Genomic DNA, 15,877 nt, shown 5'->3' with positions numbered 1-15,877 from the left:
GTTTTTTAAAAAAATAATAAATAGGTTTACACACTTAAATAATAATGAATAATTAACCCGAATTTATATGAAGAAGTTCATTGCATTTATGGCAATTTTGGCGCTATTAATAAGCTGTGGTAAATCAGGCGACAAAGGTGAATTGGTAGGGATTAATGGAGGGAAATGGCATCCAGAAAAACCTTATGGAATGACTTTAGTTCCTGGAGGTGCATTTATAATGGGTAAATCTGATGATGATGTAGCTGCAATTCAAGATGCTCCAACAAAAACGGTTACTGTTCGTTCCTTTTATATGGATGAAACTGAAATTACCAATAGCGAATACCGTCAGTTTGTAGAATGGGTAAAAGATTCTACAATGAGAGTAAGATTAGCTATTCTTGCAGATGAAAGTGGTATTAAAGCAGGTGATGGAAAAGGAAAAGGTAAAAATGCTGGAAGTATAGGTGATTTTGCTTTTAATGATTCTGATCCGGAAAAAATGACTGCGTATGATAAGTATATGTACGATAACTATTACAGTATAGGTACGGACGACGATCCTTATGCTGGTAGAAGATTAAATAGAAAAGTAAAATTAATTAAAGATACTAAGTTATATCCTGACGAATATTACGTTGAAGTAATGGACTCGATGTATTTGCCCTTAGCGGCTTCTTATAATGGTTTAAGGACTATTGATGTAGATAAGCTTAAATTCCGTTACTCTTGGATGGATATTCAGGCCGCAGCTAAAGCTAAAGTTGGAAAAAGAAAAGATTTTATTAAAACAGAAGAAGTAAAAGTATATCCAGATACAACAGTTTGGATTAAAGATTTTTCGTATTCTTACAATGAACCAATGCATAATGATTATTTCTGGCATAAAGCATATGGAGATTATCCTGTTGTTGGTGTGAAATGGACACAAGCAAAAGCTTTTTGTGCTTGGAGAACACTTAATAAAAATACATATATCAAATCAAAGAAAAAAGGACACGACTTAATCAATTCATTCAGATTGCCTACGGAAGCAGAATGGGAATATTCAGCTAGAGGTGGTTTAGAGTCAGGTACTTACCCTTGGGGAGGTCCTTACACTAAAAATGATAGAGGTTGTTTTCTTGCTAATTTTAAACCAAATAGAGGGGATTATGCAGCTGACCAGGCATTGTATACTGTAGAAGCTAAATCTTACGAGCCAAATGGTTATAATTTGTATAACATGGCTGGAAACGTTTCGGAATGGACTGATTCATCATATGACCCAAATGCTTATGAATATGTTTCTTCAATGAACCCAAATGTTCAGGATGGCTCAAACAAACGTAAAGTGGTTCGTGGAGGATCATGGAAAGACGTTGCTTATTTCCTACAAGTAAGTACTAGAGATTTTGAATATGCTGATTCTGCAAGAAGTTTTATTGGATTCAGAACTGTTCAAGATTACATGGGATTAGAAACAACCGGAAACGGTAAGAAAATTAAAAGATAAATAAAAACAAAAACCAAATCTACTAACTACCTAAAAAAAAATTAAATTATGGCAATATTAAGCAAAAAAGCAATGAATTTCTGTTATGGAATGGGTGCTGCAGTTGTAATCGTAGGAGCATTATTCAAAATAACACACATAGAATTTGGTCCTATAACTGGTAATTTAATGTTAACGATTGGATTGTTGGTTGAAGCTGGGATTTTTGCTCTTTCGGCTTTTGAACCTGTTGATAATGAATTAGACTGGACTTTAGTATATCCAGAATTGGCAAATGGTGAGGCAAAAAAGAAAGCACCTAAAGTAGAGGCTCCAGTTGCTGAAGCTCAAGGTTTACTTTCTCAAAAATTAGATGCCATGTTGAAAGATGCAAAAATTGACGGGGAATTGATGTCAAGTTTAGGAAATAGCATTAAAAATTTCGAATCAGCTGCAAAAAGTATTGCTCCAACTGCTGAATCAATGGCATCAACTAAGAAATACAGTGAAGAATTGACTCTTGCTGCTGCTCAAATGGAATCTTTAAATAGTTTATATAAAATACAATTGCAAAGTGCGTCAAGAAATGCCCAAATTAATGAAGAAGTTGTCGAAAACAACTTGAAATTAAAAGAGCAAATGCAGTCATTGACTACAAATTTGTCGTCATTGAACAATGTTTATGGTGGAATGCTTTCTGCAATGAATAACAAGGGATAATTAGTTTCGAACTATAAAAAAACAACTAACTAATTAGTAGAAAATATGGCAGGAGGAAAACTTACCCCTAGACAGAAGATGATAAATCTGATGTACTTAATTTTTATTGCAATGCTGGCTTTAAATATGTCAAAAGAAGTTTTATCTGCTTTTGGGATTTTAAATGTTAAAATTGTAGAATCAAATGCAATTACAGATCAAAGAAATGAAGGCTCATTTGCACAATTGGCGCAAAAAGCGGTTGATCAGCCGGGTCAATTTGGAGATAAAAAGGTAAAAGTTGAAAAGATAAGAGCTTTATCTAAACAATTTAATGATTATTTAGAAAATATTAAAGCATCTGTTACTAAAAATTTTGAAAGAGACGCTAAAGGTAATTTGCCTTATGAACAAATGGATAAGGGCGATTTAATAGATCGCATGTTTTTTACTGGAGATAAAGTTTCTAAACAAGGTAAAGAATTTTTAGATAAAATAAATAGTTATCCAGCTCAGATTAAGCAAATTGGAGGTAGTTCTATTGCAGAGTCTGAAATGACAAAAATAGAAGCTAGATTTGCTACAAAACCAGTGTATTCAGAAAAAGCAGGTGCTAATTTAGATTGGATTGATTATAACTACAAAGGTTTTCCTTTGATTGCTACAATTACTAAAATATCTCAATTGCAAGCTGACATTAAGGCTACAGAAAGTGATATTATGAGTGGAATGTTTCAATCTGATTTGGTTGCTGCTGCATCACTTACAGCTTATCAACCAATTGTAGTTCTTGATAAATCAGTATTCTTTCAAGGTGAAGCAGTTTCAGGTAAAATTATATTAGGAAAATTTGATCCATCATTACAGGCTAAATCAGTTATATTGAATGGTTCAAATATTCAAGCGATGGCTGGTCAAGCTAAATTTTCTTTTGGAGCAGGTAATATTGGTGAACATCCTATAAATGGTTCGTTTAATTTTGATGAGGGAGGGAAGACAGTAAGTTTAGCAATTAAAGACAAATATGTGGTTGTTGCAAGACCTAAATCGGCTACCATTTCAGCGGATAAAATGAATGTAGTGTACAGAGGTGTTGTTAATCCAATGACTATTTCATTTGCTGGAATCTCTGCTGATAAAATTTCAGCTTCAGCTCCAGGATTAAGCTCTGCAGGTGGTGGTAAATTTAGCATGAGTCCTACATCTGGGAATGAAGTAGTGATTAATGTTACAGGTACGTTACCTGATGGTTCTAAAGTTTCAGATAAAAAGACATTTAGAATTAAAGGAATTCCAGGACCAACAGGAACAATTAGAGGAGAAACGGGTGTTGTAAAAGGGCCTAAATCTAATCTTGAGATTGCAACGATAGGTGCTAAATTAGAAGATTTTGATTTTGAAGTGGGGTTAAATGTTGTAGGGTTCAATTTAAAAGTTACTGGACAGCCAACAGTAGTTGTACAAGGTGATAAATTAAATTCTCAATGTAAAGCTGTACTTTCTAAAGCGGGAAGAGGAGATCAAGTTACCATTTCTGAAATTAAAACAAAATTAGTAGGTGCTGGTAGTTATTTATTACCTAGAACTGCTCCGGTTATTTTTGAAATACAATAATAAGTAGGTTGCCTTATTGGCATCTTCAATATCTTATAATGAAAACATGATGAATGTGAGAAAATTTTTATTAGTTATTATTTCCGTTACTGGAAGTGTTTCATCTTTTGCGCAATCTAATTTGCTAAATGCAAAAACACCTTCTGAAATAGGTCTTAAAACTGCTGCTCAGCTTATTTCTGATAATGATAAGCCTTTGGCCTATGGTTACGTTCATGATAGAGATGTATTAATGGGTAAGACGACTTGGGAAATTATTGATTTAAGCGAGAAAATCAACTTCGCTTTATACTTTCCTATTGATACTGCTAACATTGGTTCTGATAGACGTTCTTTATATGATGTTTTGACAAAAGCAATTAGAAGCGGTGCAATTAGTGACGTCTATTCTGATAGTTATTTTAATACTAAGAAATCTTTTAAAGACATTCAATCTTCTTTAACAAGAGTTGATACTACGGATGCTGGTAGGGAGCAAATAAATGCTGGATCACAGGTTTCTCCTGAGTATATTTTGAGATCTGATTTAACAGCTCAAGATGTAACACAATACAAGATTAAAGGATATTGGTATTTTGATAAACGTCAAAGTGAATTAAAATATCGTCTTTTAGGTATTTGTCCTGTGACTCCTGATGTGTACACTATGAATAATGATGAAAAAGATTATATTGAATTATTTTGGATCTTTTTTCCGTCGGCTAGAGAGGTTTTGCATGAAGCAAAAGCATTTAACGACGTGAATTCTGCCATGCCTATTTCTTTTGATCAAATTTTAAATTCAAGGCGTTTTAATAGTGTTATCTATAAAGAAGAAAATGTATATGGTGATAGATCTATTGCTGAATACATGAAAGATAACGCTCAAAATCAATTGTTGGAATCGGAAAGAGTTAAAGAAAAGATACGTGATTTCGAATCTGATATGTGGAATTACTAATTTCATTTATTAGTTAATATTAGAACTCTTGCTGTAAAGCAAGAGTTTTTTATTTATAGCTGACTTAGTTTTATTTTTTAATACACGTACTTTGTATTTTATTCTAAAATTCATTTTTTAATATGATTGATTATTTAATTGTTGGTTCTGGATTAGCAGGAATATCATTTTCCGAAATGGCTCTAAAGCATCATAAGTCAATTTTGGTTCTGGATAATTATTCTCAAAATTCATCTAGAATTGCTGGGGGATTATACAATCCTGTTATTTTAAAACGATTTAGTGAAGTTTGGTGTGCTCAGGAACAATTAGTATTGATGGAAAGCTTTTATTCTGTTATTGAAAAGAAACTTAAAATACAATTCGATTTTAAAAAGCCAATTCTAAGAAAGTTTTTTTCTATAGAAGAACAAAATAATTGGTTTACAGCTTCGGATAAAGAAGCTTTATCTCCTTTCTTGTCTCCAAATATAATTACAACCCAATTTTCTGGAATTCACTCACCTTATAATTATGGCGAAGTACTTCATACTGGATATATTGATACAGCTTTGTTATTAGAAAAATATAGAGCTTATCTAATGGAGCATAATTTATTTTTGTGCGAATCCTTTGATTATGATTCTTTAGTCATCCATAATGAAGGTGTTAGTTATAAAGATATCCAAGCTAAGAATATAATCTTTGCTGAGGGATTTGGTATGCATGCAAATCCTTTCTTTAACCACTTGCCGTTAGATGGTACAAAAGGGGAGTTGTTTATCATCAAAGCGCCACAATTAAACTTAGATGTAATAATTAATACTAGTGTTTTTATTTTACCACTAGGCGGAGACTTGTTTAAAGTAGGTGCCACTTATAATTGGAAAGACAAAACAGATTTGCCTACAGAAGAAGGCAAGCAGGAGTTAATAGACAGAATAAAAGAAATTATTACCTGTGATTTTGAAATTGTGGAACACTTTGCTGGTGTACGACCTACAGTAAAAGATAGAAGACCTTTGGTAGGAACACATTCAGAGCACAATTCAATGCATATTCTTAATGGACTAGGGACTCGTGGCGTAATGCTAGGACCTGCAATGGCAAAAGCTTTATTTGAAAATATTGAAGAAGGAATACCTTTAGATACAGTTATTAATATAAATCGGTTTAAACCTAAAAAACAATAAGTATTAAGCTTTAAAATTTGGATCGTAAGAAACAAACATATTAATATAGATATTTCTTGACCATCTTAATATAAATGGAAATAATATAATAATAGATGCTATTATAGCTATAAAAGCCACTTTTAAAGAGGAGCCAAAAATTAAATAGGAAACTATAAAGGCAGCAATTCCTGTAGCTACATTTAGTCCATAACTAACGTACATAGCTCCATAAAAGAAGGAGGGTTCAATTTGATATTTTAGACCACAATGACTGCATTTTTCATTCATTTTTAAAATATTGCCCAAATGCAGCACGTTTTGATCTAAATACATGCTCTCTTTCTGACATTTAGGACAAGTTCCTGTTAAAATGCTATATAATTTGGATCCTTTTTTTAACATTTGCAAAAAATTTAATTTTTCCTTTTCTGGAAGTTGTAAATTTACAAATTCAAAAAGGAATAAACTCATAATACATGCTTAATATACACAATTTATCCGTTTCATTCGGAGGTACTTATTTATTTGAAGAAGTAACATTTCGTCTTGGAGCTGGAGATCGAGTAGGTCTTGTTGGAAAGAATGGTGCAGGTAAATCGACCATGCTAAAAATGTTAGCAGGAGATTTTCTTCCTGACACAGGTGTGATTTCTCAAGAAAAAGATGTTAGGATGGGTTTTTTGCGTCAAGACATTGATTTTGAGCAAGGACGTACAGTTCTAGAAGAAGCCTATGAAGCTTTTATAGATATTAAAATTGTAGAAAAAAAATTAGAAGAAATTAATCACTTATTGGTCACTCGTACTGATTATGAAAGTGAAGAATATTCAAAAATAATTGAAGATTTATCGGATTATACGCATCGCTTTGAATTGTTGGGTGGTTATAATTACGTGGGAGATACGGAGAAAATTCTTCTTGGTCTTGGTTTTAAAAGAGAAGTTTTTAATAATCAAACAGAAACTTTTTCTGGAGGTTGGAGAATGCGTATCGAATTAGCCAAATTATTATTACAAGCTAATGATGTATTGTTACTCGATGAGCCTACCAATCACTTGGATATCGAAAGTATCATTTGGTTAGAGAGTTTCTTACGTAATTACCCTGGAGTTGTTGTTATTGTTTCGCACGATAAAATGTTTTTGGATAATGTAACCAACAGAACGATCGAAATTTCGTTAGGAAAAGCGTATGATTTTAACAAGCCTTATTCTCAATATTTAGAATTGCGTCATGAAATTCGCGAGAAACAATTGGCCACACAAAAGAATCAAGCGAAAAAAATTGAAGAAACAGAAAAATTAATTGAGAAATTCCGTGCCAAAGCTTCTAAAGCTTCTATGGCGCAGTCTATGATTAAGAAATTAGATAAGATTGAACGTATTGAAGTAGATGAAGATGATAATTCGGTGATGAACATCACTTTTCCAGTTTCCAAAGAGCCAGGTAGAGTAGTAGTTGAAGCTGAAAACGTAACCAAAAGTTATGGTGATAAAACCATCTTAAAAGATATTAATTTATTAGTTGAAAGAGGAAGTAAAATTGCTTTTGTTGGTCAAAACGGACAAGGAAAATCAACTTTTATCAAAGCGATAGTTGACGAATTTGAGTACGATGGTACTATTAAATTAGGACACAATGTACAATTGGGTTATTTTGCCCAAAACCAAGCAGAATACTTAGACGGAGAAATTACGTTACTTCAAACTATGGAAGATGCCGCTGCCGATACGAACCGAATGAAGGTCCGTGACATGTTAGGCTCGTTCTTATTTCGTGGTGATGATGTAGAGAAAAAGGTAAAAGTGCTTTCAGGAGGAGAAAGAAACCGTTTGGCACTATGTAAATTGTTATTACAGCCCATCAATGTTTTGCTGATGGATGAGCCTACGAATCACCTGGATATTAAATCTAAGAATGTGCTAAAGGCAGCCTTACAAAAATTTGGAGGGACCTTACTTTTGGTTTCTCACGATAGAGATTTCTTACAGGGAATGTCAAATCTTGTTTATGAGTTCAAAGATCAAAAGATAAAGGAATATTTGGGTGATATAAACTATTTCTTGGAGCAACGCAATTTAGAGAATATGCGTGAAGTCGAGAAAAAAGATGCTCAAAAAGCTGCAGCACCTAAAGAAAGTAATAAAGCATCATACGAAGATCAAAAGAAAGGGAAATCGTTACAGAATCGCTTGAGTAAAGTCGAAAGCCAAATAAAGCAATTGGAAAAAGACATTCAAAATGATGATAAAATGCTTGCTTCTAATTATGACAAACACATAGAAGATGCTAAGTTTTTTACAGCCTACAATAAAAAGAAAGCCGAGTTAGATAAATTATTAGCTGACTGGGAAAACGTACAAGAAGAAATAGATAATTTGTAGCCAATCCAGCTATTCATTACAATCTTTCCACAAAAAATCTTTTTTTACAAAACTGTAGCAGGAGCTTCCTTTGGTCGCTCTGCCTCAGTTGTAAAAAAGGATTTTTTTTATGGAAAGGATTTTCATTCCTATCTGGGCTATAAGTGTATGAATTTGAAGACTATTCGTTAATCAATTAACCCTATTTTTTTTGAATGAGCAATTGCTTCAGTACTAGTTTTAAAATAGCAAACGGAAATATTTAAGGTTTCTAGATTAGTTAAGGCTTTAATCACCTTAGTTTTCTTATGTTTGCCCGTTTGCCGAATGTAAATAACCTTAACGGTTAAAGGGAAAATTTTACTAATAGCTTCGTAAAGAAATGGATCATGTTGAGAATCATCACCAATTAAGACATATTTTAGATTTGGATAGAATTCTAAAACATGTTTTATTTTGTCAAATTTATGATTATGACCTCCACGTCCAGTCCAAAAAAAGTTAGTCAAACTTGTTTTAATGTCTTTTAATAATAAAACAGCTTTTGGTAATTTGTGGATGTCTGTAAATTTCACTAGGAAACGATATAAGTTCCATTCACTACTAGAAACATAAAAAAAAGCATTTAGTTCTTCATTGTTTTTTCTTCCAGCAGTGCTTAAGGCTTGATAATGCTGGGCTACATCTGCGAAAATTTTTCTGGTATTTACATTTCTAAATAAAAGGTGATATAGTTTTTTGAGTGGATTAATCGTGTAAGAAACTAAAAAAGTATCATCAATATCTGAAATAATTCCAAGATTTCCTTTGAATGGTCGAATGAAGCTCTCCTTACTTGTAATGGTATGCGTTTCGTGAATAATACTCACTTCATAATCAATCCAACCATAATGAATGTTTTGATCTAATGGAATACAAAATTTAAAATAGCCGTCTATTAATGTTTTTGTGTGAATTTTGGTATTGTTATGGGTCAAATAAACATCGGCATTTGCCATTGTTTTTATTCTGAACATACTGATTACCGAGCTTGCGTTTTTGAAGTTTTTTGAAAGAAAGTCATAATCTTTCTTTTTTGTAGGCTTGAAAACATGCCCCATCACAATTAACTCTTGCTCATTTGCATAACCACGATATAATTTTAAAACAGGTCTCATTTTGTAGTACTTTTGAAGTAAGTTGAAAATTAATTATTTTTAAGCAATAAAAGCAATAAAACTTTGAAAAAGAATATCGTAATGATTACTAATCCTGTGTCAGGAGGAATTGACAAATCAGAATTTATAGAGGCAACTGCACTTTATGCCGCTAAGGAAAACCTTAACTTTGTATTATATGAAACAACAGGGGATGCTGATAGCAAAAAGATTAAAGAAATTTATAATACATTCAAACCAGAAAGAATAATTGTAGCTGGAGGAGATGGTACTATAAAGTTAGCAGTGGAAGCATTAGAAAATGCTGAAGTTATTTTTGGAATTTTACCTGCAGGATCAGCAAATGGATTAGCAACCGATTTAAATTTACCAAAGACTCTTGAGGAGAATTTAACGATATGTTTTCATAATGATTATGTAGAAATAGATATAGTTGTAATAAACGGTAAAAAAAGTTTGCATTTAAGTGACTTAGGGTTGAATGCTTCACTTATTAAAAACTATGAAAATAATGCGCTGCATGGTAAATGGGGCTATGCTTTGCAAGCATTTAATACTTTGATTGATAGAGAAGATCCTTTTAATGCAACAATAGAGGCAAATGGAAAAAAGTTTGACTGTTTAGCACAAATGATTGTTGTTGCTAATTCTCAAAAATATGGAACAGGAGTGACTATAAATCCAAACGGACTGATGAATGATGGTAAATTTGAATTGGTAATTATAAAAAATTTAGATTTGCTTGTTTTTGGCAAAATTATTACAGGGAATTTACCATTAGATACCGAAGACATTGAGATTATTTCAACGGACAAAGCCATAATCAAAACGGATAGGCCAGTAAGTTTTCAAATTGACGGAGAATATTATGGGTTAGAAACGGAACTTAATATTTCAATTTCTGCTCAAAAAATGAGGGTAGCTATTCCATAATATTTCTATTATTTAAATGGGTTTCTTTCTTTCCATTCCATTACAGGTTCAAAATAACTAAACGTTTTTGAAACAAATAAATTAATAAAAGGATTGCTATGTTTCATTAAACCATACATTTTAATTGGTTTTGCGCCTACCGAACTTTTTATTTCTAAAGCTGTTCTTGCAAAAATGATTCGTTTGTATCCTTTATTGATTGAATAACCAATCATATCATACAACATATTGAGATATAACATTTTTTCACGTTGGTGCTTCTCATCATATCCCAAGAAATAGGTGTCAATGTCTTTGCCATTTTTTATTAAGGTATTAAATCCGATTAATTCATTATCAATAAAATAACCGTAAAAAAGAAACTGGTCTTTTAGTGCTTTTTTAAATTCTTCAAAATGATTTTCAGGCAAATAAAAAGTATTAAAAGGTGCGTTCTTTGCTACATTCATATATAACTCATGTATTCTTATATTGTATTCTTTTATTTCTTCTAGAGATAATTTTTTCTTAGTAATAGTTGTTGCTTTTTTTCTTGCTCTCTTGTATTGATCTCTATATTTTTTGGATAAATCATTGATATAATCATCAAATATATTCCATGATTCTTGAATAGAAAAAACCATATTTGGTTGTGTGGAAAAGTTGAAAAAAGAATTGTACTCAGGAATTTTAAAATTTTGAATTTCTTGATTTGCAAAATCTTTAAAAATGGTGAGATGTATTTTTAATCCCTTTTTTTTGAAGATTTTCTTTAATTCCTCGGATGCTTTTTCTAATAAAATTAAGCCTTCAGTTACAGGTAATTTTTCATTAAAGCAGTAACTGTTTTGACCAGTAAGCATATTGTTTCCAATCACCAATACTTTCGAACTAAGATTTTTAAAAACTAAATTCCGAATCACCGTTTTTAAACAATGATCTCTTTCTCCAAAGGAACTTACCTCACTTAAATTAATAAATTGTGACAAAGCCGCGCCAATTAATTCTTGGTCTTGAAACAAACCAATAAAATGGCAATCCATATTTGTAGGGGCGGATGATTCTAGAACAGATAAATAATCACTTGAAAGAAAGATGTTGTCAACAACTAATGAATCCCAGCCAATAGGTAGATTTTTTGAGGAAGAATAGATTTGAAATGAAAAGTTAGAGCCCAATAGATAGTTAATTAGTATTTGTCTAAATTAATATATAAAGTTAAATGAGAAAGAGATTATATAAATTTTAACTAATTTTAATAAAAACATATTGTTATGGAAAAGTACAATGAAGAAACAGCTCAACCTAAATTGAGAGAAATAAAAGGTTGGTTTTTTAAAAATGAAGCAATTGAGAAAAATTTTATTTTTAAAAATTTTAGTGAAGCGCTAGGGTTTATTGTTCAAGTTGGATTGCTGGCTGAGAAACAAAATCATCATCCAGAGTGGTTTAATGTGTATAATAAAGTAGATATTAGATTATCAACACATAGTGCCAACGGACTTACTGATAAAGATTTTGAATTAGCTAATTCAATCGAACAGCTTTTTTAAAAAAAAATCTCATTTCATTTTTTTATGAAATGAGATTTTAATAGAGAGTAGAATATTTAGTTTTTATTTCCAAGCACAAATAATTCCGCCCATTAGCATAAAACATACTATCCAAAAACCACCACTTACTAACGTGTACTTGTAGCTTTTTCTTTCAAAAAGTGCATTTGTTCCAATAATGGGTAACGCAAGAAAAAGTCCCGAAATGAAACCATGTAACGCTCCATGTTTAAAAGTTCTAAATGCTGTTCCGTAATCTGCCATAAATGCTGTGTAAGATGGTTTTGCAATTGTAGCGTCACCGCCAACCATACTTAAGGCTCCAAATTGATGAATGGTTAGGGTTTGAAGGACCATAGCAATTAAAAAAGCATAAAAAACGGCCATGCCAAAAATCAAGGCCATATTGCCGCCTTTCATTTTGTCTTCGGTCATTCCTGACTCTTTCATCCATATTGTTCCAAAAACTTTTGGATGATACCATACAAAACCGACTAGTAATGTTGAAATTGCAGCAACAACAAGTGCTAAAAAGTTAATTTCCATAAAGTTATATTTAAAGTTGATATTTCAAATGTAATATTTTTTTTATTAATAATAATTCATTTTTTTGTAGGAATATTATACCATTATAATTACAATTGATGTATTTCATCGATTTTATTTGTTGATAAACTCCTTTGTATGTACTTTTATTCTATCAAATAAGTAATACCCCAATTATTATGAAAAATATTTTAACTCTACTTTTAACTGTTTTAACATCATTTTCGATGATGGCAGATGTTTCTTTTTCTGATAAGGCAGTGCTGTTGAAATTGTATAAAGCAACTAATGGAGACAATTGGACTACAAAATGGGATTTAAATACCCCAATTTCTACTTGGTATGGTGTCAAATTGGATGGAGACAAAGTAATTGCAATCAATTTATCTGATAATAACTTAGTTGGTGAAATTCCTAGTGAAATTTCAAGCTTAGTCAATTTGCAAGAATTAAATTTACATAAAAATAATATTTCTGGAAGTATACCTTATGCTTTGGAAAATTTAAAAGAACTTAAAGTACTTGATCTTTCGTTTAATAAATTGACTGGAATTATACCAGCTACTATTTGTGAAATGAATAATTTAAAAGATCTTGAACTTTACATGAATAGAATTTCTGGTGAATTGCCTTCTCAAATTGGGAATTTAAAATCTTTAGAAACTTTAGCCGTTTTTAATAATGAAATTGAAGGTCAAATACCTAACTCTCTTTATGAAGTAAAAACATTAAAAGTTTTGCTTTTAAATAGTAATAAAATAGTTGGGAAATTAAGTGTTAATGTTGCGAATTTAGAAAATTTAGAAAACCTTAGCTTATTTGAAAATAATATGGATGGACAAGTTCCTTTCGATTTAGAGAAATTAAATAATCTAAAAGAAATGAATATTTCATACAATATGTTTAGTGGTTTAACATCAAGAAAATTGGCAGTATTAGATACTTTAAATATGACAATGGTTAATGATAAAGGTGTTGCAGTACTATTAGATGTAAAAATGGATGTTGAAAGACCATTAGTATCTGAAGATTAAAAATATATTATAAAATTTGGTTGTTTTAAAATAAGTTTTTGTGATAAATTTAGTTAGTTTAACCTGTGATGTAAAACATCACAGGTTTTTTTTTTGAAAGAAACTTTTTCTAATCAACATATTTGTGTTCTTTTAGCCAATTTTGACAGTCAGTCGTCCAATATTTACTGCTGTGTTCTTTACCCAATCCAAAACCATGGCCACCTTTCTCATATAAATGGAGCTCCGCTGGAACTTTATGTTTAATTAAAGCTTCATAATAAACAATGCTATTTTTTGCTGATACCACTGTGTCATCCGATGCGTGGACAAGAAAAGCCTCTGGAGTTTCGGACGTTACTTGTAACTCATTGGAGAACTTCTCTATTGATGATGCTGAAGCTTGATTTCCTAATAAATTAGTTTGTGAGCCTAGATGAGTAATCTCACTATTCATAGAAATTACTGGGTAAATTAAGAGGGAAAAGTTTGGACGAGCATTTGTAGTGTCTGTTGATTGATAAACCTTTTCATTATAATGTGTAGCTAGTGTTGAGGCTAAATGTCCTCCAGCAGAAAATCCAATAATTCCAATTTTATTTTTATTTATATTCTATTTAGCAGCATTTCGTCTCACGTACCGTATTGCTTCTTGTGCATCTTGCAATGGTCCAGTAGTTTTATCTTTCATTATTTGATCAGTTGGTAACCTATATTTTAATACATAGGCTGTTATCCCCATTGTATTTAACCATTCTGCAACTTTATTCCCTTCTTTATTTATTGCTAAATGTGAATAACCTCCACCTGGGAATACTATTACAGCAGTTCCAATTTTGTTTTCATCAATTGCAAGGAGGAATTTTAATGAGAATGGGGTTTTAGTTGGGACGCATGGTGATTATCCATTAGAAACTCGTCTGGTAGCACAAGAATATAAAGTACCTTTTGTAGATTTAGAATATTATTCCGAATTATTAGAAGCTTCATATGGTTCCGAAAAATCAAAAGGGTTGCATTTACATTTCAAACCAGGAGAGATTCCATATTACCCAGAAGGAAAATCAGATGATACCCATTTAAGTAAAAAAGGCGCTTTGGCAATTGCGGGTTTAGCAATAGATCAAATCAAGTTATGGAATGATGATTCTTTAGATAAGCTTAAAAAAGCGATTAAATAATAAAAGTTACTGAGGGGATTGACTAGGATGTTCAGGCTATTGTCGTCTTAAATAGAAAAAAGCCTCCTATTTCTAGGAAGCTTTCTTAGTAGCGGGAACTGGACTCGAACCAGTGACCTTCGGGTTATGAGCCCGACGAGCTGCCTACTGCTCTATCCCGCGATGTGCGTTTGTAATCTCAATAAAATTAACTTAGTAGCGGGAACAGGACTCGAACCTGTGACCTTCGGGTTATGAGCCCGACGAGCTGCCTACTGCTCTATCCCGCGTTGTTTCGGGTGCAAAGGTACAACGAAATTTGGTATTTGCAAGATAAATTTAAAAAAATGTTTTATTTCATCTATTGACTTGATATAACTACCTTTGCAAAATAAATACATATTAAATGTCACATAAAGCAGGTTTTGTAAATATCATTGGAAATCCAAATGTTGGTAAATCAACTTTGATGAATGCCTTTGTTGGAGAAAGGTTATCAATCATTACTTCCAAAGCACAAACAACACGTCACAGAATTTTAGGGATTGTAAACGGAGAAGATTTTCAAATGATTTTATCGGATACTCCTGGAATCATTAAGCCAGCATACGAAATGCAGGAATCGATGATGAACTTCGTAAAGTCAGCATTTGAAGATGCTGATATTTTGATTTACATGGTCGAAATAGGAGAGCAAGATTTGAAAGATGAAGCTTTTTTCAATAAAATCATCCACGCCAAAATTCCAGTACTATTATTATTGAATAAAATAGATACTTCTAATCAAGAAAAATTAGAAGAACAAGTAGCTTTCTGGGCTGAAAAAGTACCTAATGCCGAAATTTTTCCAATATCAGCATTGCAAAACTTTAATGTTCCTGAAGTTTTCCAAAGAATAATTACTCTTTTACCAGAATCACCAGCTTATTATCCAAAAGATCAATTAACGGATAAACCGGAACGTTTTTTCGTTAACGAGACTATTCGTGAAAAAATCTTATTGAATTACAGCAAAGAAATTCCTTATGCGGTAGAAATTGTAACCGAAGAGTTTTTTGAGGATGAGAACATCATTAGAATCCGTTCTTTGATTATGGTGGAGCGCGAAACTCAAAAAGGAATTGTAATAGGTCACAAAGGAGCCGCTTTAAAGAAAGTGGGGATGGATTCTCGTGCTGATTTAGAGAAGTTTTTTGGAAAACAAATACATATTGAACTATATGTGAAGGTAAATAAAAACTGGAGAAGCAATGCCAATATGTTAAAACGTTTTGGTTACAATCAATAGTTTTATTGAAGTTATATTAAAA

The 15,877-nt window shown here is 31.8% G+C and carries 17 protein-coding genes and 2 tRNA genes; 11 read left to right on the top strand and 8 right to left on the bottom strand.

Annotated features, from left to right (window positions below):
* Positions 1-67: 67 nt before the first annotated feature.
* The 5 genes from gldK (at position 68) to AB3G33_RS00655 (ending at position 5,881) form a co-directional block, all read left to right on the top strand.
* Positions 68-1,477 carry a gliding motility lipoprotein GldK gene (gene gldK / locus AB3G33_RS00675; RefSeq protein ID WP_367755001.1) on the top strand — a complete coding sequence of 470 codons (1,410 nt, stop codon included), beginning with the start codon at positions 68-70 and terminating at the stop codon, positions 1,475-1,477.
* A gap of 48 nt (positions 1,478-1,525) precedes the next feature.
* Complete coding sequence (gene gldL, locus AB3G33_RS00670; RefSeq protein WP_367754999.1) at positions 1,526-2,176, top strand: gliding motility protein GldL; 651 nt, start codon at positions 1,526-1,528, stop codon at positions 2,174-2,176.
* A gap of 45 nt (positions 2,177-2,221) precedes the next feature.
* The gene (gene gldM / locus AB3G33_RS00665; RefSeq protein WP_367771878.1) at positions 2,222-3,769 is read left to right on the top strand and encodes a gliding motility protein GldM; all 1,548 of its coding nucleotides are present in this window, start codon (positions 2,222-2,224) and stop codon (positions 3,767-3,769) included.
* A gap of 49 nt (positions 3,770-3,818) precedes the next feature.
* Positions 3,819-4,709, top strand: coding sequence for a gliding motility protein GldN (gene gldN / locus AB3G33_RS00660; RefSeq protein WP_367774182.1), 891 nt, complete (start codon positions 3,819-3,821; stop codon positions 4,707-4,709).
* Positions 4,710-4,831: 122 nt separating this feature from the next.
* Positions 4,832-5,881: an NAD(P)/FAD-dependent oxidoreductase gene (locus AB3G33_RS00655; RefSeq protein WP_367771876.1), complete on the top strand. Its 1,050-nt coding sequence runs from the start codon at positions 4,832-4,834 to the stop codon at positions 5,879-5,881.
* A gap of 3 nt (positions 5,882-5,884) precedes the next feature.
* Here the strand turns inward: AB3G33_RS00655 and AB3G33_RS00650 are convergent, their stop codons facing one another.
* Entirely contained in the window at positions 5,885-6,265 is a 381-nt protein-coding gene (locus AB3G33_RS00650; RefSeq protein WP_367754993.1) for a DUF983 domain-containing protein, read from the bottom strand.
* A 74-nt stretch (positions 6,266-6,339) separates the two neighbouring features.
* Here AB3G33_RS00650 and AB3G33_RS00645 point away from each other — a divergent pair, with 74 nt between their 5' ends.
* Positions 6,340-8,247 carry an ABC-F family ATP-binding cassette domain-containing protein gene (locus tag AB3G33_RS00645; protein ID WP_367754991.1) on the top strand — a complete coding sequence of 636 codons (1,908 nt, stop codon included), beginning with the start codon at positions 6,340-6,342 and terminating at the stop codon, positions 8,245-8,247.
* 167 nt (positions 8,248-8,414) lie between these two features.
* Here AB3G33_RS00645 and AB3G33_RS00640 read toward each other — a convergent pair whose 3' ends face one another.
* Positions 8,415-9,383, bottom strand: coding sequence for an App1 family protein (locus AB3G33_RS00640; RefSeq protein WP_367771874.1), 969 nt, complete (start codon positions 9,381-9,383; stop codon positions 8,415-8,417).
* 63 nt (positions 9,384-9,446) lie between these two features.
* Between AB3G33_RS00640 and AB3G33_RS00635 the strand changes: the two genes are divergently transcribed.
* Positions 9,447-10,316, top strand: coding sequence for a diacylglycerol kinase family protein (locus AB3G33_RS00635; RefSeq protein ID WP_367771872.1), 870 nt, complete (start codon positions 9,447-9,449; stop codon positions 10,314-10,316).
* 8 nt (positions 10,317-10,324) lie between these two features.
* On the opposite strand, the gene AB3G33_RS00630 is transcribed toward AB3G33_RS00635, so the two are convergent.
* Positions 10,325-11,473: a GNAT family N-acetyltransferase gene (locus tag AB3G33_RS00630; protein WP_367771871.1), complete on the bottom strand. Its 1,149-nt coding sequence runs from the start codon at positions 11,471-11,473 to the stop codon at positions 10,325-10,327.
* 96 nt (positions 11,474-11,569) lie between these two features.
* On the opposite strand from AB3G33_RS00630, the gene AB3G33_RS00625 reads away from it, so the two are divergent.
* On the top strand, positions 11,570-11,848 hold the full coding sequence (locus tag AB3G33_RS00625; RefSeq protein WP_367771869.1) for a 4a-hydroxytetrahydrobiopterin dehydratase: 279 nt from the start codon (positions 11,570-11,572) through the stop codon (positions 11,846-11,848).
* A gap of 63 nt (positions 11,849-11,911) precedes the next feature.
* Here AB3G33_RS00625 and AB3G33_RS00620 read toward each other — a convergent pair whose 3' ends face one another.
* Positions 11,912-12,394, bottom strand: coding sequence for a DUF1761 domain-containing protein (locus AB3G33_RS00620; RefSeq protein ID WP_367771867.1), 483 nt, complete (start codon positions 12,392-12,394; stop codon positions 11,912-11,914).
* A gap of 179 nt (positions 12,395-12,573) precedes the next feature.
* Here AB3G33_RS00620 and AB3G33_RS00615 point away from each other — a divergent pair, with 179 nt between their 5' ends.
* Positions 12,574-13,428: a leucine-rich repeat domain-containing protein gene (locus AB3G33_RS00615; protein ID WP_367771865.1), complete on the top strand. Its 855-nt coding sequence runs from the start codon at positions 12,574-12,576 to the stop codon at positions 13,426-13,428.
* A 109-nt stretch (positions 13,429-13,537) separates the two neighbouring features.
* Here AB3G33_RS00615 and AB3G33_RS00610 read toward each other — a convergent pair whose 3' ends face one another.
* Both AB3G33_RS00610 and AB3G33_RS00605 read right to left on the bottom strand, forming a co-directional pair.
* The gene (locus AB3G33_RS00610) at positions 13,538-13,993 is read right to left on the bottom strand and encodes an alpha/beta hydrolase (protein ID WP_367774180.1); all 456 of its coding nucleotides are present in this window, start codon (positions 13,991-13,993) and stop codon (positions 13,538-13,540) included.
* Positions 13,994-14,020: 27 nt separating this feature from the next.
* Complete coding sequence (locus AB3G33_RS00605; RefSeq protein WP_367771863.1) at positions 14,021-14,149, bottom strand: hypothetical protein; 129 nt, start codon at positions 14,147-14,149, stop codon at positions 14,021-14,023.
* A 94-nt stretch (positions 14,150-14,243) separates the two neighbouring features.
* Between AB3G33_RS00605 and AB3G33_RS00600 the strand changes: the two genes are divergently transcribed.
* Positions 14,244-14,588: a hypothetical protein gene (locus AB3G33_RS00600; protein WP_367771861.1), complete on the top strand. Its 345-nt coding sequence runs from the start codon at positions 14,244-14,246 to the stop codon at positions 14,586-14,588.
* Between the two features lie 89 nt (positions 14,589-14,677).
* On the opposite strand, the gene AB3G33_RS00595 is transcribed toward AB3G33_RS00600, so the two are convergent.
* Positions 14,678-14,750 (bottom strand) — tRNA-Met (locus AB3G33_RS00595).
* A gap of 34 nt (positions 14,751-14,784) precedes the next feature.
* Positions 14,785-14,857: transfer RNA gene (locus AB3G33_RS00590), tRNA-Met, on the bottom strand.
* A 116-nt stretch (positions 14,858-14,973) separates the two neighbouring features.
* Between AB3G33_RS00590 and era the strand changes: the two genes are divergently transcribed.
* Positions 14,974-15,855 (top strand): GTPase Era, encoded by an 882-nt coding sequence (gene era, locus AB3G33_RS00585; protein ID WP_367771859.1) that lies wholly within the window; start codon positions 14,974-14,976, stop codon positions 15,853-15,855.
* Positions 15,856-15,877: the final 22 nt, after the last annotated feature.

Origin of the sequence: Flavobacterium sp. WC2421 (assembly GCF_040822115.1) — a bacterium.
GTDB lineage: Bacteria > Bacteroidota > Bacteroidia > Flavobacteriales > Flavobacteriaceae > Flavobacterium.
The sequence above is the reverse complement of the archived record's forward strand: the minus strand, read 5'-3'. Positions and strand labels throughout refer to the sequence as shown.

Bases quoted from the DNA above. Each gene is read 5' to 3' on its own strand.
- gldK (WP_367755001.1), top strand. From the start codon at position 68: ATGAAGAAGTTCATTGCATTTATGGCAATTTTGGCGCTATTAATAAGC.
- gldL (WP_367754999.1), top strand. From the start codon at position 1,526: ATGGCAATATTAAGCAAAAAAGCAATGAATTTCTGTTATGGAATGGGT.
- gldM (WP_367771878.1), top strand. From the start codon at position 2,222: ATGGCAGGAGGAAAACTTACCCCTAGACAGAAGATGATAAATCTGATG.
- gldN (WP_367774182.1), top strand. From the start codon at position 3,819: ATGAATGTGAGAAAATTTTTATTAGTTATTATTTCCGTTACTGGAAGT.
- AB3G33_RS00655 (WP_367771876.1), top strand. From the start codon at position 4,832: ATGATTGATTATTTAATTGTTGGTTCTGGATTAGCAGGAATATCATTT.
- AB3G33_RS00650 (WP_367754993.1), bottom strand. From the start codon at position 6,265: ATGTTAAAAAAAGGATCCAAATTATATAGCATTTTAACAGGAACTTGT.
- AB3G33_RS00645 (WP_367754991.1), top strand. From the start codon at position 6,340: ATGCTTAATATACACAATTTATCCGTTTCATTCGGAGGTACTTATTTA.
- AB3G33_RS00640 (WP_367771874.1), bottom strand. From the start codon at position 9,383: ATGAGACCTGTTTTAAAATTATATCGTGGTTATGCAAATGAGCAAGAG.
- AB3G33_RS00625 (WP_367771869.1), top strand. From the start codon at position 11,570: ATGGAAAAGTACAATGAAGAAACAGCTCAACCTAAATTGAGAGAAATA.
- AB3G33_RS00620 (WP_367771867.1), bottom strand. From the start codon at position 12,394: ATGGAAATTAACTTTTTAGCACTTGTTGTTGCTGCAATTTCAACATTA.
- AB3G33_RS00615 (WP_367771865.1), top strand. From the start codon at position 12,574: ATGAAAAATATTTTAACTCTACTTTTAACTGTTTTAACATCATTTTCG.
- AB3G33_RS00605 (WP_367771863.1), bottom strand. From the start codon at position 14,149: ATGGGGATAACAGCCTATGTATTAAAATATAGGTTACCAACTGATCAA.
- era (WP_367771859.1), top strand. From the start codon at position 14,974: ATGTCACATAAAGCAGGTTTTGTAAATATCATTGGAAATCCAAATGTT.